The following is a 21,732-nucleotide window of genomic DNA, read 5'->3' as shown; positions in this document are numbered from 1 at the left end:
AGCAATGGCGGCTTGCGCGCCGATGCCCGAAGGTCTTTATTTCAGTAGTCTATAATTCACTAAGATATAGTTCAATCCCGATAACAGCGTAACTCCTGCCGCCAGCCACAATAAAATCATATCAACCCGCACATCAGTCAGCAAACTGAACGGAACATTATTCAATAATACAGCGAGGATGGCTGCCACCTGCAGCACCATTTTGATCTTGCCATATCGATCAGCAGCTAGAGCAATCCCCTGTTCAGTAGCAATCATACGCAGCGCTGTAATAACAATTTCACGTCCAATGATGATCACAGCAATCCATGAACCGATCAGATTCTCCTGAACCATCATAATTAGAGCAACCGAAATCAAAAGTTTATCCGCCAGTGGGTCAAGCAATTTCCCCAGATTCGTGATTTGATTATATTTTCTCGCCACATACCCATCCAGCTTATCCGTACCTGCAGCCAGTGCAAAAATAATAACTCCAATCACCAGGCCATGCTGATCCAAAAAACGAATAAACTCACTCGACTCCTGTATCCAAGACGGCAACGGGACGAAGCAAAACATAAACAAAGGAATCAATGCCATTCTCGCCAGGGTGATTTTGTTAGCCAGGTTCATGGAAAACCTCCCTCTTCTTCACTCCCTATGTTGTGATTTCTCCACCCTTGCGCCATCCTCCTTTTTTTCACAAGAAAGAAAGGACATACTGTACTTCTTTATACAGTTGCCCTTTCCTCGGAATTCTTAATGTATCACTCTACTTCTGATCTCCTGATCTACAATGATTCCTTGATTACTCGTTTGTAATACCATACAGATAATAGGCCAAATATTGAATACAACAAAGTGTAGACAATCATGACAATTACAGTAGGTGTGACCAGTTCTGTACCGAAGAAGAACCAGCCTGATTTCACGGCAAAATAACTATGACTCAAGCCCACGACAAGTGGAATGCCGAAATTAAACAACTGCTTGAACTGAATTCCGCGTAACAGATTGCCTTGCGTAAATCCGAGCTTTCGCAGAATCGTATAGTTCGCTTTCTCTTCTTCACTCTCATTCATTTGTTTGAAATAGAGGATACACCCGGACGTAATCAGGAAAGTCAGTCCTAGGAAACCAACAATGAACATGATTAGGCCCATACTGGTACGTTGATTGTTTCTGAATTCAATCTGGGAGAAGCTGGGGGCCTTCAACTGCAGATCTGCAAAAATAGCATATGCATTCTCTTCTTGCCCGGAATCTGTAATCCGCACACCGTAATAATCGGTCGGTTCCCCTGCCTGGAGTTTAGGATCAAGATCCTGCGCAAGCTCCGCATATACCGATTCATCCACAACTGTCACGGGTGTGCCCCGGGTATAGTATACAGGAAGAACTCCCTGTTTCGTGGTTCCGATAAGTTGCTGGTGAATGATTTTCTTCAATCCGTGCAGAACAATTGGACCTTTCTCCTGAATTGAAATTAACTGTTGGATCACATTTCCATACCCCATGAAAACCACTTCACCTGGTTTCAGGTCGATGTTATCGACCATGCTGTCACTTAATACACTGCTGAACAATCGATCTTCCGACAGGGAATCATTCATCACCTTGGTTGCATCAATTTCAATATATAAAGGTTGTCTGTGCTTTTCTTCATATTGAATTTGTTTGTTATCCAACTCGGCTACAAAACGATTTTTCACATTAGCCTGAGCAAATGAAAAATCCTCCGGCAAACTTTCCTTGGCTTGCGTCTCTGCCGAATAATAGGAAATGTAACTGAGCGACAACATGCCTATGGCGAGTGCCGATACGGTAGTAATAATGGTCAGCAGCAAGGCATTCGATTTCATGCGAAACATGATGGAGGATAACGACAACACCTCATTAATGGAGAGGTATCCTTTTTTACTTTTGCGAATCAAATTAAAGATAAAACTGACGGAACCTTTATAAAACAGATACGTCCCCAGAATGACAGAGAACAGAATCAAAATCATCGTATACATTAACTGCTGCATATCCAACACCTCACCACTAAACAATCGAGCGGACAGTGCGTATCCAAAACCGATCAGAGCAATACCCATGATGCCGATCAGGATCTGCCCTACAGACAACTTCTGCACTTGCTGCTCCGTTGTAGAAGACACCCGAAAGAGCGATAGGATACTTTGCGCTCGGATAAAGGTGTAATTCATGAGCATGATGAGCAAGTACATGACGACGAAAACAATCACAGTCTGCAGCAAGGCCATCGGTGAGAAGTACAGCTCTGTAATCGCATCAACGCCAATAATTTTGAACAAAATCATCAATATCAGTTTGGAACCGAGAAAACCGATCAGAACACCTACCGCCATGGAACCAAAGTAGAGAATGCAATTTTCTGCACTCAAGATGGCAAATATTCTCCCCTTCGTCAGTCCAATCAGCTGAAACAAACCGATCTCCTTACTGCGTCGTTTGATAAAAATCGTATTGGCATAGAGTAGAAAAATGCCCACAATTACAACCAATAATACGGAGGATGCGCCTATTGCAGCCGCTCCTTTTGTTGATTCAGCAACCTCATTCATGGATGGATCATACTGTAATGTCACAAATGAAAAATACAGCGCCACACTAAAAATCAGGGCGAAGACGTAAAGATAATAATTCTTCAGGTTTTTCCTCAGATTGCGAAGAATGATGTAGTTCAGGCTCATGGCTGCACACCACCCAGCACGCCCTGAGTTTTGATAATGTCATTGAAGAAGGATTGCCGGGACTCGTCTCCTTTGTTTAATTGGGTGTAGATCTGACCGTCCCGGATGAAAATCACCCTGCTGCAGTAACTTGCGGCAAATGGATCATGGGTGACCATAATAATCGTAGCCTGATGCTTAGTGTTCATATCACTCAATTTGCCAAGCAGGTCCGAAGCCGATTTGGAATCGAGTGCACCTGTCGGCTCGTCAGCAAAAATAATGCTCGGATCATGCACAAATGCACGCGCTGCCGAAGTCCGCTGCTTCTGTCCACCGGAGATTTCGGACGGATATTTGTCTTTCAGCTCGTATATGCCCAGTTCACGGGCAATTTGTTCGAACTTCAGGTGTGCCTCATGCTTCGGAATACTCGTAATTGAGAGCGGCAGCAATACATTTTCCTTCACCGTGAGGGTATCCAGCAGATTATAATCCTGAAAAATAAAGCCGAGATGATGTTTGCGGAATTCAGCAAGCTGTTTCTCCTTCATGCCGGTGAACTCCTGGCCCTCAATGTCAATCGTTCCCTGACTTACCCGGTCGATCGAAGAGAGAACATTCAGCAGCGTCGTTTTCCCCGAACCCGAGGGCCCCATAATACCGACAAATTCGCCTTTACTTACCCCGAGATCAATTCCCCTGAGGACTTCCTGTTTATTTAGTTTGTTGCCATAGACTTTATGAATTTTTTTGGCTTCCAGTATCCACATATCCCACTCACTCCTCTTTGGTATATCTCCATCATAGGCGGGATGTTGCAATTTATCGTGCGATTCACCGAACAAAACCAAAAAGCATGTGACAATGTTGTCACACGCTTGCAAGGTGGATCATGTCATTTTTTCGCGGGAAGGTTAGCTTGACGCTAGTACCCTCTCCGGGAGCAGACTGTACCTTAATGTCTATACGAAGTGCTTGTGCCACCTGTCTGGTCAAATACAAGCCCATTCCCGTTGCCGTTCCTTCCAGCCTGCCTTGAGTTGAAGTAAAGCCTTTATCAAAGATGCGCGGTAAATCATGAGCCTCGATTCCTCGTCCATAATCCTGAATGGTCAGTATGATGTGCCCATCCTGTTCCCGGCTTTCAATAACAATGTCAGAGGAATGACTGTATTTCACTGCATTGCTGAGCAGCTGCCGTATGATAAAACCTAACCATTTGCTGTCGGTCAGCACCTTTGTCACATGTAATGACACGTCGAAGCCAATTCCTTTGGATATGCACCACGATTTCAAGGCTCTAATCTCGCCATTCAAAATCGGTTCAAGCGCTGTTTCTTCCACAAACAAATCATTATGCATAAATGGAATACGTTTCTGGTGAAGCTGCTGATCGAGCAGTTGGTGAATTCGTAGCCATTCATACGTCATCTGGCCCTGTAACTTGTTATCCGGCATACGTTCAATCATCAATTGCAGCGCGGTTAGTGGCGTCTTCACCTCGTGAATCCAGGTCAACATCTCATCCTTCTCCTGCTCCAGCAAAATAAAATGAGACGAGGATTCCTTCCGATAACGTTCGGTCTGGGAAGTCATAGCATCATGCACAATCCGTTCATAAGGGCTTTCAGCGATATCCAGATCCCCCGAATCATAGGTATGATCCCAGGCAGTTAATCTTTTATAGAAACGAATCTCTCTTGGATATCTCGCCCAGATAAACACGATACATACCACTACATTCAGCACGACGATATACGCTACAGATCGGAATGGAATGGACGTGTCGATATAGGCTACAAATAAAATGATGAGCTGCATGCTTATAAGCAACAATAGCCAGCTCAGCTTTTCTCGTATGTACTTGCCAATCATGCTTCCGCCTCTTCCGTTGCCATATAGCCCTGACCAACTTTGGTTTCGATATAGCCATCCAGATCTAGCGGCTCCAGCTTTTTGCGAAGGCGATTGACGTTAACCGTCAGCGTGTTGTCACTCACAAAATGCTCATGATCCCACAAGCTGCGAATCAGATCTTCGCGGTTCACAATCTGATTTTTGTGCTCAACCAGCACTTTGAGAATGAACATTTCATTTTTGGTCAAAAGGACAGATTCATTGTCATGGGTAAGTGTATTTTTCACATATTCAATGGTAGCCCCACGCCATGTACGCAGTTCAATCCGCTCTGTATTGTAGTTATATACCCTACGCAGGGTCGCCTGGATCTTGGCAATCAGTACATCGAAATGGAAGGGCTTCTGGATAAAATCATCTGCGCCCAGGTGCATCGACATGACCATATCCGTAGGATGATCCCGTGAGGACAAAAAGATAATCGGCACATTGGAATGGGCTCGGATCATGCGACACCAATGAAATCCGTCATACTGGGGAAGCTGGATATCAATAATGACCAGCTGTGGCTGAATAGCACTGTATTCCTGCATTACTTTGCCAAAATCCTGCACGCCATACACGTCATATGACCACTGGGATAACCGTTCTTTGATTTCACTGAATAACGATTCATCGTCTTCAATGAGCATAATTTTAAACATATATCTTCACCACGTTTCTGTTCTTCTTGGGCTGACTATACAGTAAAACGTACAGCAAAATGACCGTTCCGGGTACGAATCGTTCTTCCGATCGCTGTTATCCCCAGATTTTTTTATTCCACCTTTCAAAGGTGAAAATCCGGGGATAAGCGTATGCTTCCGATGCAGCTTTCCTTAGAAAGCTTTTAGCCGACCACTCCGTTTCTTCAGAATCGATTTCGTCCCCTCCACTACTTTCGCTGCTTATTGAACAATACAAATTGTCGAGTCAAAAATAAAATAATTATTTCTCACTATATTGTCAGAGATCGAACAAGGCACATTCCCCCAGATTCATCAATAGAATTCTGGAACCATGTGGAGCAACTCGTAACGCAAATTAGTACATTTTGTTATCCCTCCATAGTATGGAGGACCTCGCTTGGATCACTGATTTCTTCCATCCGTTCGATCAATTGCTTTGCGACATCTTGTGGTGATCTTAATTGGCCTGCATTATAGACCTGACCGAATACCTCAGACAGTGCAAATTCCTCTGCACCTTTGCCTCTTGCCACAGCCTGTAGCTCAGTATCTACCATCCCTGGATCGAATGCAATCACTTCAACGGGATTTGGTTGCCCGGATTGCTCCATCGCTATACATTGGGTGAACATGTTCATCCCGGCTTTGGAGGTACAGTAAGATGCCATTGAAGGTGCCGGATAACTGCCTGACCCGGAAGACACATTAACTATTTTTCTGCGTGCGGTCAGGTGGTTGGTATGTTTTATAAAAGATGAAGTCAGAATCATGGGCGCTGCCAAACTGATGTTCAGATTAAGACTGATCTCCTCTGCACTACACCGATCTATCGGTTTCAACGGTTCCAGCATCGCTGCATTGTTTATGAGCCCAATGAATTCAGCCTCTTGCAAAGGAATCTGTTTCAATATGTGTGAGACAAGCTCATCGATACCACTGAGGTCACCAAGATCATACTGAAAATGCTTGTAGCGATCAGTCGCTTCCTTCATGTCAGCCGTTCCGCGTGCAATGCCGTAGACGTAATCCCCCTTTTTCAATAATAGCTCCGCGAGCTGTTTGCCGATTCCTTTGGATGTACCTGTAATGATAAAGTATCTGTTTCCCATATGCTTCCTGCCTTTCTCTTGCTCCGTGCAAGATTTGTTGGATAAACAATTTATGATCCCTATGAACTCAGACTACACTTAGGGTTTTCTCCACAACGTCACCCATAGGATGGGCAAGCCAAAACAATCTTCATCCTGATCCATCGCCTTCATCGGTCGCAACTCCACGCATTCAAATGGATCTTCAAGCAAATAGCGAAGCTTTTCCTCCGTAAAAGCCAGACCGCCTTTCATCGACTTCTCACGGTACACCTCCCAATCGTCCATAACGCTCTCTGGTCCACCTTGACCTCCAAATCCAGGAACAAAGCAGGTCATCCCAAAATACCCTCCTGGTTTAAGTCCGTTGTGAATCATCTGTATGTAGGGAATTCGCTGATGTGGCAGCAGATGGTGAAGACATCCCGAATCATAGACCAGATCGTACTCTTCCTGTGGCGTGAGTTCAAACACCGACTTGCATTCAAAATTCACGTCAAGCTGTTCTTCCACTGCTCTTTCCTTGGCCCAGGCAATGGCTGTCTCCGATAGATCATAAGCATCAACCTTATAACCCTGACGTGTTAGATATATTGCATTTCTTCCCGGGCCACAACCGAGCTCCAATGCTTTGCCCCTAGGTAATATCCCTGAGTTCACATGTGCTACCAGATTTTCATCCGGTTTGTTTGGAAAAAAGGGAATCGGCCGATCCCGATCCTCGTAAAAAGGTTCCCAAAATTGCTTCGCTGATCTGAATTCTGCGTCAAGCATGTCATATAGATCCTGGACATTTTTAATCGTCTTCTCCATAACCACATTCCTCCTCGAATTCATACAAAACATCCTGCACATTCCCTCTTATGTATCGATCTCTTTCCCTTTAAATCGCCCGATTCATCACGGTTTCTGCGCTGAATCAACTACCCTCTATTATAACATTTTCACCCAATCTAACTCTATTTTTCTTGTATGATTCCCAGCCGAAACAGCCTATTTACAACATGTTAAAAAACGACGTTCAGAAGAAATAAATCCTCTATCTCCCGCCGTCGTTTTAGTCATTTGTATTAAGGATTCAATCAGCTTAACTTCTTCGTTAAATACAGCACCACATCGTCATCGATAATCGTTTCATCACCCCACTTTAGATAACGATCATGCTTGTGAATGCCCTGACCATCCGGAATATATCCGCGATGGGCATACAGAATTTGAGCTTTGCCATAATCGAAAAATACCCCGACACCAATCCCGGCAGTATCAGTTCGCTCCTGAATCACTTCCTCTGCCCGGTCCATCAAACGTGATCCAATTCCCTGGCGCTGATATTTGATCAGCACATTGAAATCATTAACTTCCGGAATGCCCTGTTCCTTGAACGACGGGTAATACGAATTCCACAATACATTCACGTAACCGGCAAAAGCACCATCCAACTCCGCTACCAAAGTCACCCGTTCACCATTCTTCTGTTCTGCAAGATATTGAATGTACTGCTCTGCTGATTTCGCCCAACCCTGTCCCTGAAACGCCTGCGAAATTACAACCGGATCGTTCTCATTCAAAAGTCTGATATGTATCATCGATGTGTTCTCCTTATTAAGTTATTTATCTCACAGCTAAATTCCCAACCTGCTTCTAAGCGACGTTATATGGGCAACGTGGTGTCTGCCATGCCATGCATATACGCCCAAATTATAGTCCAGTCTGGTCGTTTCTTTAGAAGCGGGGTGATAAAAGGTTTTGGCATAGTCTGCATCCGTTAATGTGTTCAGTAGCGCTACCCAACGTCGATGCAGCGCATCCAGGATTTGCAAGGAAAACTCGACGTCCAGCTCCCGCGAATCACTCAGTTCAGCCCATCGCTCCTCGTAATATGGTCTTATCGTGGGGTTATCCTCCGTCAGTGCCAGCTTGAAACGAACCATGCTATTCATATGGCTATCTGCCATATGGTGTATGACCTGTTTGAGCATCCAGCCACCTTCCCGGTAGGGTAACCTCAATTGTTCTTCACTCAGTCCTTTGACCGCTTCGCGGGCGCGCTCCGGCAACTCGGCAATATCCTGAATCCATTGCTTCCGCTGCTCTGGTGTGACCTCGCCTGTATGTTCAAATGATCCAATCGGGTATCTCAAATCCATCGATCATTCCTCCTTGGTTAAATGGTTTAAATATACACAGTGCACTGCCTATAGAGCATACTCCATCAGCCAGCAGTCTCTCATCTGCCCTTCATGCAGCTCATGTTCTGGTAACAGTCTGACCTTCCTGAAACCACACTTCTCGTAACAGGATATGGCTCGTTCGTTCCACGATTGCGGGTCCATGACCACTTTCCGGGCTTGCTTATCGTTGACCAGATAGGCCAACATGGATTGTACTAGTTGTGTGCCAATACCGCGGTTCCAGTAACCAGCTTCTCCAATAAACTGATCTGTTCCATAGATGATTTCATCTGTGTCTCCATAACCATATTCATTTCGTTCTTCCTCCTCCAGTTCATAGAACTGGATATAGCCGATAGGTTTACCCTCGTATTCAACCATACAACGATGTGCAGCATCGTCTTGCCTATAAAAGTTTTCTCTGACCAAATTCAGATCGTGCGGCCGATCACGGCCTTCATAATATTGAAGCACGGCTGGGTCAGACAACCATTGAACAAGGTGCTGTTCATCTTTTTCATCCAGCAAACGTACGATAATCTCATTTAATTGATAGATTAGCATCACTCTGCATACTCCTTAATGATTTCCAGAGGCTCTCCTGAGACCCAGCTCAGGTCCTTGCCTAGTAATTTTTCCAGATGAACATAATAGATCATCGGTTGCCGAATCAGTTCTGCCTCCTCACCCAAAGGATGAATGGTAAAACGCATTTTGTACGTGCCCGCTGCATCAGGTATGGAGAACCCTGCAAATTCAGTAATCGCTGTTGATGACTGCCTCTGTAACGCTTGACGAAGAATCGCTTCCATTGCACCTGTGCTGCCTACAGAAGCAGGTCGAATAAATCGTTTGTCCTGTTCGTCATTAAAAGATATTGAACCCCAACCAGGTACATAAGGATATACGGTGTGCTGACCCTTATCTTTTTTTGTCCGTGTTATGGTTAATTGCACCTCGTATTCTTCCGCAGTTGTCTGCCGAATCGTGCCTTTCATGTTAACATTCTGCTCTGTAACGCTGGGAGCCAAATTATTATATACAATGAAAGCTGCTACAATAACAATTGCAATGCCAGTTAGCCAAAATATCGTACTTCTACGCATGTATTCAAGTTTTCCTTTCCTTTACGTTGGTCTTACGGCCTTCCAGTTATACTTGAGTTCCCGCACAGCAATTCTCCCATCAATCCGATTTTCCTTCAGCTTAACTTGAAGCTGTTCATGGTACTCAGGCCGTGTGTAATCCGGGTTTCCGGGAATATCGGAAAGAAAGATAGCGAATTCTTTTTCATCAGGAAAAACCATTAGGGCCTCGTTGAATTCCTCAATCTCAATGTCTTCATACTGATTTGTATGCAGCCTTTCTCGTACCTTACTTACATCGGTATGAATGCCAAAGATCACGCCACTCTTTCCCAGCAATCTCCCATGTTCAATAATGGACGTAGGTCCTCTGCGGTCATAGATCAGGTCGAACTGTTCGTCTTCGAAAGGCAAATCCGTCTTAGTTGTGGCGTAGACAAATTCAACATTTCCAACGTCACTGGCCTCAAGCCCAGCTTGGGCAATACGCAGTAGTTCCATCGAGTTGTCAAAACCCGTAATATGATCGGTATAGGCCGACATTTTTAATGTAAATTCACCATGACCACAACCTGCATCGAGCACGGATTTATGCTGAGGCAGCAACTGCATCAAGCGCGCTTCAAATATATCTTCTGCCGAATTACCCTCCCAGGTAAATACTGACCTGCCCTTGTATCCTCCGTTACGCCGTGCGATCATGTCATACCATTCCATACCCAATAGATATTCCTCCCAGAAGAAAATCCCATATTAAACAACATTCGACACTGGTAAGTCGATTTTCCTGTTCAATAAATTAACTTTTTTCTCGCAAGAAAGGTTTTATCCATTCTCATCTTGTGCTTGTTAAAATTTGAAACGCTTCTCTCGGTGGTAATCTTCCATTTGTACAGGAATTTGAATTCATGCCAACGAGCAAGTTCCGTGGTTATTTGGATGAGCTGGAAGTACTGTTCTATCCCATGGGAGATTCACTGGAACTGTTGCTTCAGATCGATTGCCGCGCACGTGGGCTCGGTGGCATTTTCTCCGAAGCGATGGGCACGGACGAGAGTTTTGTCCGTCTGCATCTCTATGAGAGAAATCTTGCACGTGGTGCACATTCGGTCGCCCAAGGACTGGAAGAAGTCATTTCCAAGCATTTATAATCTATTAAAAATAACGAAAAAACAGTTCTTCTACCAGCTACCTCTGGTATAGAACTGCTTTTTGTCTATTTTCTTCCTTATTAATAAACAGCCTACTTCAAGAACGCTGTGTCCAGCGCTGTATCCCCGAACGAAGACCATAGTATGCAGCAACAAGCAAGAGGAATCCGACAGCAGCAATCAGAATGGAAGTGGTATCCCAACGGGTAATGGAGCCAAAAGCAACCTCGGACTGCAACATGGTGACGGATGAATCGTTGTTCATTTCAGGTACATGATTAAGTGTCAATAACATTCCTTGAACGACATTCCAAGCCATAAAACCCAGTGTGAATAGCAAAGTTACCAACAGGGATTCCACACCTAATCGTTTGTTGATACTCATCATTTTACCTCCTCATTTACAGTTTGATAACACTTTGGAAATTATAAAATTCACCACATCATCTGTTGTTTGGTCGTTCGTTTGAATGTACTCTTCAAAGCGTACTCCGTGGAATGCTTCGGCACACTTAGCCGCTTGTTTAAAAGTCCAGCTCTCAGGCTTATCCCCGCGCTTCAACAATCTCTCATGTAATGTTTCCATAGATGTCATCAGTGTGAAATGAAAAAGGTCAGCATCTAACTCTTTCAGACCCCGATGGATGTAATTGAACTGCTCTGTCTTGTAGATGGTCATTGGAACAATCAGATGTTTGTTATACTTCTCCCTGATTTCACGGGCGACTTTCACGGTAAGGACTTTCCACAGCTCCATATCCTGAAAATCGTCCGTTTTCTCCTCTTCCATTTTCACGTCATCCACAATCACATTTCTTAACATGTAACCAATCTCTTCAGGATCGTAGATCATGCTGTTCGGAATTTGCGGCTGCAGCTTGGTTGCAGCAGAGGTTTTACCCGAGCCAAATGCTCCATTAATCATCACAATCATCGTAACACTCTCCTACGTGTCAGATTCAATTAGACATGAGGTGCTCCATCTCCTGTTTCAAGCGATCTTTGTTTGTATCCACATATTGATAAAGAAGTTCAAATACCTCCTCGTTATCCGATTGCATGCTTAAATGACCTGCTTCCGCCTCAACCTGCTGCAATACCTCATGGATCTGTTGACCATGCGTATTCAAGGTTGTCGTTACATCCTGTTCGGAGAGTGAATTCACATTCTCTCTTAATTGCTCAGGTGTTACACCACTTTCGGATAACATATGCTGGATGTTCTTCAAGATCCCTGCATCTGCATCATTGCCTATGCGCTGCATCGCTTCCGTCGTTTCACCCAGAAACTGCCCGCTCGCATTTTCAAGAAAACCGGTAATGCCACTCATGGACAGTTCTGTATCCAGATCTACGATCAAAATGGTATCTCGCAACACCTGCGGAAGTTCCGGTCCGCATTCCCGGATGGTCGCAAATTCAGCACGATAAAGATCCATGGCAACACTCCCCACCACTTCTTCACCCGACATGCTTTCAAGCTGATCCAAGGGTAACAATTGCTGCAATTCTTCCTGTAATTTGTTCATCTCTATCTGCCTCCTGTATCTCTCTATCTCATTTCACACTGAATCACTACTTGTTCAGACAAACCTTCAATCGCTGAACTAGTGTAACAAAACGCCTTTACATCATAGCAGAATATATTATATAAGTTTATCCGATGTAAGTTTGCACCAGATCACGCTGCTCGCACACTTTACATGAAATACAGAAAAAGTTAACCTGCACTTGACCTCTGGAAAATGATCCGCTGTTATGATCTTGTCATCAAGAGTCATGGGAGGGGTAATGATGCGCCTGGCCTTGTTCACCGATACCTATGTTCCGGATACCAATGGTGTTGCCGGCACGCTGCACCGCTTAAGTAACCAGTTAAACCGCAAAGGAATTGAGCATCTGCTACTTACGCCGCAGTCAGTTATTGAAGGCAATCACGCCGCAACGGCCCGTTCGGTTACCAACATCCCCTTTTTCCTCTATCCTGAATGTAGAATAGCCCTACCTAACCGGAGATCCATTCATCAAGAATTAAAAGCCTTTCAGCCAGATCTTCTGCATATTGCTACCCCATTCAATATGGGCCTTCTCGGTCTCAGATATGCGCTCAAGCACCAGCTTCCTCATGTCATCTCCTACCATACCCACTTCGATCGTTACCTTGAATACTACAGGTTGAACAGCATAATTCCTCTCTACTGGAAGTATATCCAATGGTTCCACCGGGCCTGTGATGCAACATTAACACCGTCTCAAGAAACCTTAAACTCATTGCAATCGAAAGGCATTCAGCGTCTGAAGTTATGGTCCCGCGGAATCGATTGCAGCCTGTATTCACCTTATAAACGAAGCTCCGATATCCGTACTCGCTACAATATAACGGCTCCTCTAATTTTACTCTACGTTGGACGAATTGCTCCTGAAAAAGATATCGCTACCCTCACCCTTGCCATGCAGCAGTTACCTGAACATATGCAATCCCGTGTGCACTGGATCATTGTAGGTGATGGCCCATTACTTCCCAAAATGCGTATGCAGTCCCCGCCCAATGTCACCTTTACAGGGTATCTGCATGGTGAGGAACTTGCTGTTATGTATGCTTCGTCAGATCTCTTTGTGTTTCCTTCCTCAACAGAAACATTTGGCAATGTGGTGCTGGAAGCGATGGCTTCAGGATTGCCGGTTCTCGCAGCGAATGGTGGCGGTGTAAAAGACTTGGTCGCACATCATCGAAGCGGTGTTCTGTTCGAGCCAGGCCAAGCGGATGCATTGATTCGGGAGATATGCCTTTGGGGTGATCATATGGAACAACTAAGAAATATGGGTATTGAAGGACGAAAGCTTGCTGAGCAGCGCTCGTGGGATCACATTTTTGACGGGTTAATCGGGGATTATGAGGAAGCCATTGAGAATCGGAGAAGACGCACGAAAAATCGAATTATTACAGCTTGAACAGCATTCACGATCAGAATTAAGGGATGTGGCCGAAAATTAAAGCGTCGTTCTGATACAGATCAATTATGTTCCATGACCCACCACATCAGCTTATGAAAGCCCATCAATTTCTCAGGGATTTGCTCCACATTATTAATCACCGGATTGAAGGTCCTGTTTCCTGCTTTCTCATAGATGTGAAATGAACCGTCCATCGGAATGTCCTGGCTAAATTTATAAAGCGCTACAACATATCGCTCATTGGAATCCCCAATAATTCTCCCACTCTGATCTTTATTGAGCCTGAGATCCTTTGTTGTGATATCTTCATAATGCCTTATGGCATGTATTCCATCTTTGATTTGAACGACAATGTGTCTATCGGATGCCTGAGGATATAGCACGATGGTAACCAGTAGGGTTAGGAGTATGATTAATACATTTCGTAATGTCCCCTTCAGCGTGTTGGATACTTTCTTTTCTGTTTTTTGTGCTGCAATGAAGATAATGCCTGCATTGATCGCCACAATCAGGGGAAACATGATTAGTCTCATTAGACTCGTATAAGGAAAAAACTGAACCAGCAAATATAGCAATACAACCGTTGGTAGTAGAAAGAGGCATCTTTTGAACCATTTGTTATATTGTAAGTTGGATCTCACTATTTTTCTCCTTCCCTTGATTACATCATTAAAAAAGAGCGGGGATGGACAATACCCTCGCTCTTATTAACAGCCGCCTACCGGTTAAACGTATGGCTTTTTTGATCCGAAATAGGTTGCGTTCCCAATCAAGACGTCTAACATTACACAACGGGTTCAAATGATATGGAGTCTTGCATAATGCTCCATTCTACTCTTGGTCTGGTCGCTGCCCTTTCTCCATTTAGGACATTCCCGATCCATATCTCGTCGGTCTCCTGATTCTGTAAAAAGTGCCGGATTGCAGCTCTAATCAGGATGGATGTATGTAAATCCAGCAGCTCATCCAAAGGTATCCAAAATATACAAACTGCTGCCGAACTTCACCGTCGCTATACTGCAACAAAACATATCGAAGCCGAAAATTCTCCACATCTTCCTGCTTAAACCCTGTTTCTTCTTCGATCTCCCGGTAGCTGGCAGTCATTGGTGAGTTAAGCTCGCCGTGCTCCAAATGCCCGCCGATACCACCCCAGAACTCAAAATCGAACAGCCTGCTGCCTGCCTTCTTCATCATCAACATGTCGTTTCCATTACTCAAAAAAGCCGTAGCCATTTGTCTGATCTCCATGCGCGCCTTCCTCGATGTTCTGTTATGTAGTGTAATTTTGAATCTAATCTGACTGTCTCCACTTAGAGCAGCCCTTTTAATTCACCAAGATGCTCAATAGTATGCAATGGTTTGGTTGTAATGCTGTCCTGCCAAGGCTGATTGACCTTCATCCAAATCGTTATCATGCCTACTTTTGCCGCTCCTTCAACATCATTTACGGGATGGTCTCCAATGTAGATACATTGCTCGGGAGAGATGCCGAAATGATCCAGTGCCAGTTTGAAAATACGAGGATCAGGCTTTTTGACCCCAGCCTCTTCCGAAACAATAATATGATCAAAATCATCCCGGATGCCGAGTTGATCGATTTTACCGTACTGAATCTCGGTTTTACCATTGGTAATCAAACCTATTTTATATTTTCCTCTTAGTTGCTGCACCACTTCTCGCGCCTGTTCCATTAGAACAGCACTTCTCACATACTCTCTGCCATAAAACTCCATAAGCTCCGCGTGAGGAGGGTTCTCAGCCCAAGGCAATTCGTGGAGCAGCTCGTTGAACAACACATCTTTGTCCTTGTAACCGTCCTTATCCAGCTCAATAATTCGTTTAAGAATATCATCAGTAGTCTCAAGATGGGCAAAATAAGTGTTGATCAAACTCTGGGTAAATCCTTCAAAGGTACTTGTTCTGTTTAGAATCGTATTGTCCAAATCAAAAATAATCGCTTTAATATGATCCATTAGGCTTCTCCTTTCTGATCTGCAAAACGTTCTTTTCTCAACAGTAACTCCAGTTTCCGATTGGTTTCGGCCTGCTCTTGAATTAACCGTTTAGTTTTACTTTCTATACTGATGAGTGTGACCGTCATAATAATTACACAAATGATCCCAATAAACCCCATAATACCTACTCACCTCAAACGTAATGTTTAGTCTATTCTGTTATCTGCAACACTACCATGAATTATAAACATGCAAACCCAACCATAGATTAGACCTGGGCTGGGTTTACCTTGTAAAACTCATTTTCATTTCTTCTTTTTGTGATAATGGTAGCCTGTACAAAGACCTTTTTGTTTGGATTTCGCGGAACAATTATGTCCACCATTTTTGTCCAATCTGCCTGGATGGGCGTAAGCAGAAGAAGATACACCAATAAGTACGACAAGAGTCAAAATTACAATAACAACCTTTTTCATACGTCACCCTTCGATCACACCCTATGCTTTAGGGCTTTAATTTATCCTCCATCATTCTACATGAAAACCCATAATTAGGATATCCTTATTACTCCAAAATTTTCTTATTCTATGATTTTAAACTTCCTCAACGCATGTGTGATGCCATCCTCACTTGCTCGCAGTGTGACATAGTCCGCACTTTGTTTGATGCGATCTCCTCCGTTTCCCATCGCAATGCCGAGCCCCACGTAATCTAGCAAATCAACATCATTTTCACCATCGCCAAAAGCCATCGCTTCATCTTTCAAGATATTCAGGTGGGCAAGCACTTTCCCTGCCGCAATCGATTTGGATACTTCGTTCTCTTCCATTACGTTAGACACATAAGGATGGAACCTCACGAATTTCAATGCAGGGAATCTGGAATGGAATTTCTCCGCTTCGGCTTGATCGGCATATAAACAAATGCAATACACTTCCTGTTCCAAAGAACTGATTTTCAAGGGGTACTCCATCAGACCAAGCGTATCTCTCAATGCATCGGTGACACGCACATCCGTTGTGCATAAACCATTCATCTCGAATGACTCTGTAAAATAAGAAATACTGCTTCCGTTCAGCTCGGCAAATTCACTGAATTCTCTAACCATTCGTGCAGAAAGCACCGATTTATGTATCACTTCATCACCACTCTTGATCAATGCGCCGTTAGCCGAAACCAGGGTATCAATCCCAAGTTTCCTGAACTCTCCGCATAAATTATAGGGTCTGCCGGTGACTAGAACGACCTGTATACCCCTACGAACCAATTTTCGAATTGATTCCTCTGTACCTGTGGAGAGACTTCGGTCCTTCTCACTAAGTAACGTACCATCCACGTCCATAAATACGATCTTAATCAATGGAACACCTCCTACTCACTGTCATTTGTTGGTGCAACATGCTTCAGATCGGATTTGATTTTGCCTCTTCTTTGCGCTTCTTCAGAGATACGATGACCAAATTGCAGGACTTCATTATGAGCAAAATAAATATATTCAACATCCGGTTCATCTTTAAATTTAACCAACGCAGAAAAAGGCGGAAGCTTAACATTCCATATTCCTTCCACGGATTCAATTTCCTCTTGGGTATATTTCTTTTCCTCGATTAAGTATTCAGTAACTCTATGGGCATAAATCAGCTTGTTTACTTGCACATATACAAATGGGGTTAGTACCAAAATAACCATTATGGTCAGCACCCACAGCAGTACGTATTTTTTCCTCTTACCCATCAAACACCTCCTAAGATAAGCAATCAAGCATCGGTCTTCAATAAAAAAGGCAAGTGCAAAGTTAACTTAGTAGTCTTCCTGCACTAGCCTTTACATTATCGAGTCTGGACGTTCTGGCTCCGATCCATATACCACAACTGAAACGATTCTACGGCCTCAAGCGAAATATCGTTTACGGTGTGATGCAGAACAGGTTTGGCACGGTTTACCGTTTGAACCGAAGCGACACCAAACCAGCGTTGAAGCAGATTCCGGGTGATGTGTACCTCAATGACTTTCTCCCGCTTGGAGATGTATAGGGTTGAGGTTAATGCACCGGTTCGCAACTGGATAAAGTTCTGATTCAGGACGTATCGTGTATGGAAAAAATCAGCAAATCTGCATATGACAACCCACAGTAACAGAATAGCGGAAATCATCCACCATGCCTGATCCCGTCCCAGAATCACCGGTTTGAAATAAAACAGTAAACCCGTTGCAATGATCCACACCCAGCTTGGTGTCAACATGCGCAGCCATAATGATTTTCGTGGAAGCTTCTGCATCTCCTGCGTAACCTGATAGGATGGCAAAATCTCCGAGATCATATCGTAAGCTTGTTTTACAGGCAGAAAAGGATAGAGCGAGTTAACCTCCTGGTCGGATTCTCCCAAACCACCTGCTGTAGTCAGTTCCACTTCTGCCAGTCCTAGCAGCCTTTTCATCGGAGACTGCGTGATTTTCACCGCCTGGACTCGTTCCTTCAGAATCGAAAAGGCGGTCTGTTCCAACATGCCCTTCGTAATATAGATACGTTTGCGATCAGAGGATATTTGGAAATCGCCATACTTCACAAAGGTTCTGACAATACCCAATATAATGGAAATAGCGATAAGTCCTGTGATGATCAATGCGGTAATCCACCAGGTATCGAGCCACGTTAATACGATGCTCTCCGTCACTTTTTCATCAGGAAAGAAATCTTTTATCGACGAATAGAGAGATCCCAGAATCGGAATAAGTACCAGAAAGCTGAGTGAGGTAAACGATGCTTTGAATATATCCTTTCGGGTGGACTGGTAATGAACATTCCGTTCAAGCTCTTCTTTTACGGTCGAGGGAATATCTTCTTCCAATGTTATGTGTTCAGGTGGTGTCACGGGTTCCCCATTTTGTTCTACAGCATCACTTGCGACATTCGCTTCCGACATATGTCCCGCTACTACCTTTTCAAGCCGATCCGATTCCGAAAGTGAAACGACTTGCAACTGAAAAGTAGCATCTTCTCCCTTGATGCCCGTCTCAAAACGAATGGATGTGACTCGGAACAAACGATGAAACAGCGACGTATGCCGGTTCACGTTCTGAATTTTGTTATAGGGTATCGTTCTTCTTGTGCGATTGAACACCCCACTGTAGATCTGAAAAGCCTTATCATCTGCGGTATAACGTAGTGTAAACCAGCTCCAAATGATGCTTATCACACTAAACGCGATAGCCACATAAAAGACGATTCTGCCATACATAATCCACGTGGACGCCGAGCCATGACGGAGAATAAATAGAAAAACGATAAATGCAAAAGAATTTTTCACCAGTTTCCATAAACTCCAGAGCATGGCTAACGGATGTTGTCTTTTCGTCTCGTTCATTCATCCACCTCGTTAATCCTCGCATAGGATGCAATCTGATTACGCAATTCAAGGGCCACTTCCTCTGGCAACGCCGGAATGTTATGAGATGACCCCATCGTCCCGACCGATACGGAATATAGGCCATATTTTCTCAAAAGGGGACCTTGGTTCGTTGTAACCGATTGTACTTTCGCCATGGGAATGATCTGATGCACCTTTTTTAGAGCCCCGTGTTTCAATTGCAAGAACTCCTCATTCGCATCGTAGTACCAATGCTTGTATAACAATGAAGGTCGGATAAAAATTTCCCACACGGCATACAGCACCGAAATGGTAGTTACTCCCCACAGTAACCAACCAATCCACGACTTCCATCCATAGATAGAATCCAGAACCAACAGTGCTGCAAGCACGATCAGACCTATTCCACTGGATATGATCGCACTGATTCTCCATATGGTTATGGCATTCGGGGATAAACGTTGCTCAGGTGTATTCCACTGTATGTACTGCATATATTCACTCCTTTTTCTTTCTGTACGAAGAATAGTCCCATATAGATGCAGAAAGATTTAATTAGTAAAAGAGATGACCCCTGTCCAGTACAGGTCGTCATCTCTGGGTCATTTTATTTTGCAGCAAAATCCTTCACTTCACATAACCACACCATATGATCCGTTCCTTCACCCCAATAGTTCTTTGCCACGGCATAGGGTTCTCCGAACTTTCGCTGCCATTTCTTCTGAGCTGTCCTGTAACCGCTATCCAGGCAAAATTGCGTAATCTCACGGCTCTGAAGTTCAGTAGCCAGGGCCTGAATAAGAGCAGAGCCAATCCCCTGACCTTGGACCTCTGGCAAAACGTAGAGGCTACCCAGTTCCCCTATTTGGTTCAGTTGGTTGTTTGTGCATTCTTGAATCTCCTCACCGCAAGGTCCATAGGAAATGGTGCCCACGACGGTGTCTTCCCTTTTGGCGAGCAGAAAGAAGACATTCGAATCCTTGTTGTTGTCAGGATGCAAAGCTGAGTGAAGCATCAGTTTTTTGTGTTCAATTTCATCGCGTATGTCTTCGTGAAGGGAACCCAGCCCCTCCTGTATAAATGCATTCGTAATGGATGTCTCGAATACCTGGCAGGCACTCTCCATATCCGATGATGTTAAAGTTTGAATGGTAATCAGGTGACTCATATGACCGTCTCTCCGTTTCGATAGCTATATAAATTAAACTAAGGGATATTTACACTTACCACTCCGATGACAGAACACTCTTCCGATCGCTGTTATCCCCAGATTTTTTTTGATTCCTATTTTCAAAGGGGAGAATCCGGGGATAAAGGCGAAGTGTATGCTTCCGATGCAGCTTTCTTTCAGAAAGCTTTTAGCTTCGCTTCTTTAGGTTTTTTCTGTCCTCTCCGTTATCGTGTAATTTTAATGTTAAACCTATATAGTAAACTGACTTACCGATGTAATCAGTAGGCTTATATGTTAGTCCGTATGACTCTGAATCAGTTTCCTCAACTGGTTTGCATCCTCAATAGATATTCTATATCCCACGTGGGTATCCTCATGGTTGACCAGAAGGGCTGACTGCTTGGGATCTTTACCTATAGAAAAATCATACATAGTAATGGAGCCATCTGCATCTGTTAAATTCATCTTGTACTCCACGCTATAATCAAGAATTCCTGATATACGCTCCGCTTTGTTTATAGCCTCGATTACGATTCCAATCTCAACCGGATCTTCGATTTCCACATCCACGCACGCTTCAATTGTGAAGTTTGGGTTGCAGGTTAATGTAACGAGCGAAGGTAGAGCTTCTTTCGGATTAGAATTAGTTCCATTTGGAGGATTGCAGGCTGCAAGGAGCACCGCGAAGAGACCTAAGAGAATCCCTGCTTTTTTCATTAGCATATATACCTCCCGGCTCAACTAAACATTTAGTACTCACTCTCTACGTAATCATCTGTATTTAGCTCTAGATGCTTATGTTCGCATGCTGCAACTTGTTGTCCCATCCTTGGAGCAGCACTTTTAAACGCTGGGCGGTATCGGCCACGAAAGCACTTATCTTTACGTCCGTAATGAATTTGGGAACTATACCCGGTTCGTTGGCGCTTTCATTAAAAAAGGAAAACGTACGCTCCCGCCAGCCCAGAATCTCCTCTGCAGTTAACAAATCAGCAACATCATAGCCAGGCGTAATCTCAAGCATCTGCCAGACTTCTTCACTCCAATTTGCCTGTTGGTAGAGGTTAAAATCAATCTGATCTGTCTCCTGGTAATATAGACGTCCAAGTTCATCCTTGGTCCGGTTCATACCCGAATTTTGATCCGTAATGGTAACCTGCTCCACAAATTGCGGATGAACACTCCGAAACCAGTAAAAGTCCGTCAGGACATGCATAAAGTAGCCCCGCACGAACCACTTCCATCCCTCATCAGCGTGTTGTTGAATATAGGTAGAATAACGTTCTTTTAGTTGCTCAACGTAATCTCCTTCATTCTTATCCTTAGGGTTGAAATGAGTGTTTTCCTTAGCCGTTCTCGTCCAACCCTCGCGCATATGAATAGAGTCAGGGGCGATATTCCCCAGATAGAACGAACCTCGTTCTACATGTGTTTGCATGGATTCGGCAAAAAGAACAGCAACATTTAAATGAACCATTGGCAGTGGCATAGAGATATTCTCCTTTTTCGCAAAATCTGC

28 protein-coding genes and 1 pseudogene are annotated in these 21,732 nt (G+C 44.0%); 2 read left to right on the top strand and 27 right to left on the bottom strand.

All coding sequences use genetic code 11. The features are described from left to right. Positions 1–36 precede the first annotated feature (36 nt). From pgsA to AMS66_RS08350, 12 genes are all read right to left on the bottom strand, one after another. Positions 37–615, bottom strand: coding sequence for a CDP-diacylglycerol--glycerol-3-phosphate 3-phosphatidyltransferase (pgsA, locus tag AMS66_RS08405; protein ID WP_053780366.1), 579 nt, complete (start codon positions 613–615; stop codon positions 37–39). 158 nt (positions 616–773) lie between these two features. After that, the gene (locus AMS66_RS08400) at positions 774–2,699 is read right to left on the bottom strand and encodes an FtsX-like permease family protein (RefSeq protein ID WP_053780365.1); all 1,926 of its coding nucleotides are present in this window, start codon (positions 2,697–2,699) and stop codon (positions 774–776) included. Then, the gene (locus AMS66_RS08395) at positions 2,696–3,451 is read right to left on the bottom strand and encodes an ABC transporter ATP-binding protein (protein ID WP_053780364.1); all 756 of its coding nucleotides are present in this window, start codon (positions 3,449–3,451) and stop codon (positions 2,696–2,698) included. The genes AMS66_RS08400 and AMS66_RS08395 overlap by 4 nt, the downstream gene beginning before the upstream one ends. 100 nt (positions 3,452–3,551) lie before the next feature. Next, positions 3,552–4,556, bottom strand: a complete 1,005-nt coding sequence (locus AMS66_RS08390; RefSeq protein ID WP_053780363.1) for a sensor histidine kinase — start codon at positions 4,554–4,556, stop codon at positions 3,552–3,554. Further along, positions 4,553–5,242 carry a response regulator transcription factor gene (locus tag AMS66_RS08385; RefSeq protein WP_053780362.1) on the bottom strand — a complete coding sequence of 230 codons (690 nt, stop codon included), beginning with the start codon at positions 5,240–5,242 and terminating at the stop codon, positions 4,553–4,555. The genes AMS66_RS08390 and AMS66_RS08385 overlap by 4 nt, the downstream gene beginning before the upstream one ends. Before the next feature lie 392 nt (positions 5,243–5,634). Beyond that, entirely contained in the window at positions 5,635–6,375 is a 741-nt protein-coding gene (locus AMS66_RS08380) for an SDR family NAD(P)-dependent oxidoreductase (RefSeq protein WP_053780361.1), read from the bottom strand. Between the two features lie 78 nt (positions 6,376–6,453). Beyond that, complete coding sequence (locus AMS66_RS08375) at positions 6,454–7,167, bottom strand: class I SAM-dependent methyltransferase (protein WP_053780360.1); 714 nt, start codon at positions 7,165–7,167, stop codon at positions 6,454–6,456. 269 nt (positions 7,168–7,436) lie between these two features. Beyond that, positions 7,437–7,940 (bottom strand): GNAT family N-acetyltransferase, encoded by a 504-nt coding sequence (locus AMS66_RS08370; protein WP_053780359.1) that lies wholly within the window; start codon positions 7,938–7,940, stop codon positions 7,437–7,439. Positions 7,941–7,976: 36 nt separating this feature from the next. Then, complete coding sequence (locus AMS66_RS08365) at positions 7,977–8,501, bottom strand: YfiT family bacillithiol transferase (RefSeq protein WP_053780358.1); 525 nt, start codon at positions 8,499–8,501, stop codon at positions 7,977–7,979. A 48-nt stretch (positions 8,502–8,549) separates the two neighbouring features. Beyond that, a complete protein-coding gene (locus tag AMS66_RS08360) occupies positions 8,550–9,089 on the bottom strand; it encodes a GNAT family N-acetyltransferase (RefSeq protein WP_053780357.1) in 540 nt (179 codons plus the stop codon). Next, positions 9,089–9,631 (bottom strand): hypothetical protein, encoded by a 543-nt coding sequence (locus AMS66_RS08355; RefSeq protein WP_053780356.1) that lies wholly within the window; start codon positions 9,629–9,631, stop codon positions 9,089–9,091. The genes AMS66_RS08360 and AMS66_RS08355 overlap by 1 nt, the downstream gene beginning before the upstream one ends. A 21-nt stretch (positions 9,632–9,652) precedes the next feature. Continuing rightward, positions 9,653–10,327 (bottom strand): class I SAM-dependent methyltransferase, encoded by a 675-nt coding sequence (locus AMS66_RS08350; RefSeq protein ID WP_236703297.1) that lies wholly within the window; start codon positions 10,325–10,327, stop codon positions 9,653–9,655. 170 nt (positions 10,328–10,497) lie between these two features. On the opposite strand from AMS66_RS08350, the pseudogene AMS66_RS08345 reads away from it, so the two are divergent. Next, a pseudogene (locus tag AMS66_RS08345) lies at positions 10,498–10,761 on the top strand (sporulation protein); the annotation flags it as partial. 97 nt (positions 10,762–10,858) lie between these two features. On the opposite strand, the gene AMS66_RS08340 reads toward AMS66_RS08345, so the two are convergent. From AMS66_RS08340 to AMS66_RS08330, 3 genes are read right to left on the bottom strand one after another with little or no spacing between them, the layout of a single operon-like run. Continuing rightward, positions 10,859–11,149 (bottom strand): hypothetical protein, encoded by a 291-nt coding sequence (locus AMS66_RS08340; protein WP_201782153.1) that lies wholly within the window; start codon positions 11,147–11,149, stop codon positions 10,859–10,861. Between the two features lie 9 nt (positions 11,150–11,158). Beyond that, a complete protein-coding gene (locus AMS66_RS08335; protein ID WP_053780353.1) occupies positions 11,159–11,695 on the bottom strand; it encodes an AAA family ATPase in 537 nt (178 codons plus the stop codon). A gap of 25 nt (positions 11,696–11,720) precedes the next feature. After that, the gene (locus AMS66_RS08330; protein ID WP_053780352.1) at positions 11,721–12,290 is read right to left on the bottom strand and encodes a DMP19 family protein; all 570 of its coding nucleotides are present in this window, start codon (positions 12,288–12,290) and stop codon (positions 11,721–11,723) included. Positions 12,291–12,552: 262 nt separating this feature from the next. Here AMS66_RS08330 and AMS66_RS08325 point away from each other — a divergent pair, with 262 nt between their 5' ends. Continuing rightward, positions 12,553–13,713: a glycosyltransferase family 4 protein gene (locus tag AMS66_RS08325; protein ID WP_236703276.1), complete on the top strand. Its 1,161-nt coding sequence runs from the start codon at positions 12,553–12,555 to the stop codon at positions 13,711–13,713. Between the two features lie 62 nt (positions 13,714–13,775). Here AMS66_RS08325 and AMS66_RS08320 read toward each other — a convergent pair whose 3' ends face one another. The 12 genes from AMS66_RS08320 to AMS66_RS08275 all read right to left on the bottom strand — a co-directional run bounded on the left by AMS66_RS08320 (position 13,776) and on the right by AMS66_RS08275 (position 21,702). After that, positions 13,776–14,357 carry a hypothetical protein gene (locus AMS66_RS08320; protein WP_144424449.1) on the bottom strand — a complete coding sequence of 194 codons (582 nt, stop codon included), beginning with the start codon at positions 14,355–14,357 and terminating at the stop codon, positions 13,776–13,778. A gap of 292 nt (positions 14,358–14,649) precedes the next feature. Beyond that, entirely contained in the window at positions 14,650–14,967 is a 318-nt protein-coding gene (locus AMS66_RS08315; protein ID WP_053780349.1) for an NUDIX domain-containing protein, read from the bottom strand. A 62-nt stretch (positions 14,968–15,029) separates the two neighbouring features. Continuing rightward, positions 15,030–15,692 carry an HAD family hydrolase gene (locus AMS66_RS08310; RefSeq protein ID WP_053780348.1) on the bottom strand — a complete coding sequence of 221 codons (663 nt, stop codon included), beginning with the start codon at positions 15,690–15,692 and terminating at the stop codon, positions 15,030–15,032. Then, complete coding sequence (locus AMS66_RS32675) at positions 15,692–15,853, bottom strand: hypothetical protein (protein WP_160319676.1); 162 nt, start codon at positions 15,851–15,853, stop codon at positions 15,692–15,694. Before AMS66_RS32675 ends, AMS66_RS08310 begins: the two co-directional genes overlap by 1 nt. Positions 15,854–15,979: 126 nt before the next feature. Beyond that, positions 15,980–16,150, bottom strand: a complete 171-nt coding sequence (locus tag AMS66_RS32280; RefSeq protein ID WP_144424448.1) for a YHYH domain-containing protein — start codon at positions 16,148–16,150, stop codon at positions 15,980–15,982. 104 nt (positions 16,151–16,254) lie between these two features. After that, positions 16,255–17,034: a Cof-type HAD-IIB family hydrolase gene (locus tag AMS66_RS08305; RefSeq protein WP_053780347.1), complete on the bottom strand. Its 780-nt coding sequence runs from the start codon at positions 17,032–17,034 to the stop codon at positions 16,255–16,257. Between the two features lie 11 nt (positions 17,035–17,045). Beyond that, entirely contained in the window at positions 17,046–17,408 is a 363-nt protein-coding gene (locus AMS66_RS08300) for a DUF3139 domain-containing protein (RefSeq protein WP_053780346.1), read from the bottom strand. A 95-nt stretch (positions 17,409–17,503) separates the two neighbouring features. After that, positions 17,504–19,039, bottom strand: a complete 1,536-nt coding sequence (locus AMS66_RS08295; RefSeq protein ID WP_053780345.1) for a PH domain-containing protein — start codon at positions 19,037–19,039, stop codon at positions 17,504–17,506. Beyond that, entirely contained in the window at positions 19,036–19,536 is a 501-nt protein-coding gene (locus tag AMS66_RS08290) for a PH domain-containing protein (protein WP_053780344.1), read from the bottom strand. The genes AMS66_RS08295 and AMS66_RS08290 overlap by 4 nt, the downstream gene beginning before the upstream one ends. A 113-nt stretch (positions 19,537–19,649) precedes the next feature. Continuing rightward, positions 19,650–20,210, bottom strand: a complete 561-nt coding sequence (locus AMS66_RS08285; protein WP_053780343.1) for a GNAT family N-acetyltransferase — start codon at positions 20,208–20,210, stop codon at positions 19,650–19,652. A gap of 297 nt (positions 20,211–20,507) precedes the next feature. Continuing rightward, positions 20,508–20,930 (bottom strand): hypothetical protein, encoded by a 423-nt coding sequence (locus tag AMS66_RS08280; protein ID WP_144424447.1) that lies wholly within the window; start codon positions 20,928–20,930, stop codon positions 20,508–20,510. Between the two features lie 70 nt (positions 20,931–21,000). Next, entirely contained in the window at positions 21,001–21,702 is a 702-nt protein-coding gene (locus AMS66_RS08275; protein ID WP_053780341.1) for a hypothetical protein, read from the bottom strand. Positions 21,703–21,732: the final 30 nt, after the last annotated feature.

The organism is Paenibacillus xylanivorans (assembly GCF_001280595.1).
GTDB classification, from domain to species: domain Bacteria; phylum Bacillota; class Bacilli; order Paenibacillales; family Paenibacillaceae; genus Paenibacillus; species Paenibacillus xylanivorans.
The sequence above is the reverse complement of the archived record's forward strand: the minus strand, read 5'-3'. Positions and strand labels throughout refer to the sequence as shown.

Bases quoted from the DNA above. Each gene is read 5' to 3' on its own strand.
- pgsA (WP_053780366.1), bottom strand. From the start codon at position 615: ATGAACCTGGCTAACAAAATCACCCTGGCGAGAATGGCATTGATTCCT.
- AMS66_RS08400 (WP_053780365.1), bottom strand. From the start codon at position 2,699: ATGAGCCTGAACTACATCATTCTTCGCAATCTGAGGAAAAACCTGAAG.
- AMS66_RS08395 (WP_053780364.1), bottom strand. From the start codon at position 3,451: ATGTGGATACTGGAAGCCAAAAAAATTCATAAAGTCTATGGCAACAAA.
- AMS66_RS08390 (WP_053780363.1), bottom strand. From the start codon at position 4,556: ATGATTGGCAAGTACATACGAGAAAAGCTGAGCTGGCTATTGTTGCTT.
- AMS66_RS08385 (WP_053780362.1), bottom strand. From the start codon at position 5,242: ATGTTTAAAATTATGCTCATTGAAGACGATGAATCGTTATTCAGTGAA.
- AMS66_RS08380 (WP_053780361.1), bottom strand. From the start codon at position 6,375: ATGGGAAACAGATACTTTATCATTACAGGTACATCCAAAGGAATCGGC.
- AMS66_RS08375 (WP_053780360.1), bottom strand. From the start codon at position 7,167: ATGGAGAAGACGATTAAAAATGTCCAGGATCTATATGACATGCTTGAC.
- AMS66_RS08370 (WP_053780359.1), bottom strand. From the start codon at position 7,940: ATGATACATATCAGACTTTTGAATGAGAACGATCCGGTTGTAATTTCG.
- AMS66_RS08365 (WP_053780358.1), bottom strand. From the start codon at position 8,501: ATGGATTTGAGATACCCGATTGGATCATTTGAACATACAGGCGAGGTC.
- AMS66_RS08360 (WP_053780357.1), bottom strand. From the start codon at position 9,089: ATGCTAATCTATCAATTAAATGAGATTATCGTACGTTTGCTGGATGAA.
- AMS66_RS08355 (WP_053780356.1), bottom strand. From the start codon at position 9,631: ATGCGTAGAAGTACGATATTTTGGCTAACTGGCATTGCAATTGTTATT.
- AMS66_RS08350 (WP_236703297.1), bottom strand. From the start codon at position 10,327: ATGGAATGGTATGACATGATCGCACGGCGTAACGGAGGATACAAGGGC.
- AMS66_RS08340 (WP_201782153.1), bottom strand. From the start codon at position 11,149: ATGATGAGTATCAACAAACGATTAGGTGTGGAATCCCTGTTGGTAACT.
- AMS66_RS08335 (WP_053780353.1), bottom strand. From the start codon at position 11,695: ATGATTGTGATGATTAATGGAGCATTTGGCTCGGGTAAAACCTCTGCT.
- AMS66_RS08330 (WP_053780352.1), bottom strand. From the start codon at position 12,290: ATGAACAAATTACAGGAAGAATTGCAGCAATTGTTACCCTTGGATCAG.
- AMS66_RS08325 (WP_236703276.1), top strand. From the start codon at position 12,553: ATGATGCGCCTGGCCTTGTTCACCGATACCTATGTTCCGGATACCAAT.
- AMS66_RS08315 (WP_053780349.1), bottom strand. From the start codon at position 14,967: ATGGAGATCAGACAAATGGCTACGGCTTTTTTGAGTAATGGAAACGAC.
- AMS66_RS08310 (WP_053780348.1), bottom strand. From the start codon at position 15,692: ATGGATCATATTAAAGCGATTATTTTTGATTTGGACAATACGATTCTA.
- AMS66_RS32675 (WP_160319676.1), bottom strand. From the start codon at position 15,853: ATGGGGTTTATTGGGATCATTTGTGTAATTATTATGACGGTCACACTC.
- AMS66_RS32280 (WP_144424448.1), bottom strand. From the start codon at position 16,150: ATGAAAAAGGTTGTTATTGTAATTTTGACTCTTGTCGTACTTATTGGT.
- AMS66_RS08300 (WP_053780346.1), bottom strand. From the start codon at position 17,408: ATGGGTAAGAGGAAAAAATACGTACTGCTGTGGGTGCTGACCATAATG.
- AMS66_RS08295 (WP_053780345.1), bottom strand. From the start codon at position 19,039: ATGAACGAGACGAAAAGACAACATCCGTTAGCCATGCTCTGGAGTTTA.
- AMS66_RS08290 (WP_053780344.1), bottom strand. From the start codon at position 19,536: ATGCAGTACATACAGTGGAATACACCTGAGCAACGTTTATCCCCGAAT.
- AMS66_RS08285 (WP_053780343.1), bottom strand. From the start codon at position 20,210: ATGAGTCACCTGATTACCATTCAAACTTTAACATCATCGGATATGGAG.
- AMS66_RS08280 (WP_144424447.1), bottom strand. From the start codon at position 20,930: ATGAAAAAAGCAGGGATTCTCTTAGGTCTCTTCGCGGTGCTCCTTGCA.
- AMS66_RS08275 (WP_053780341.1), bottom strand. From the start codon at position 21,702: ATGCCACTGCCAATGGTTCATTTAAATGTTGCTGTTCTTTTTGCCGAA.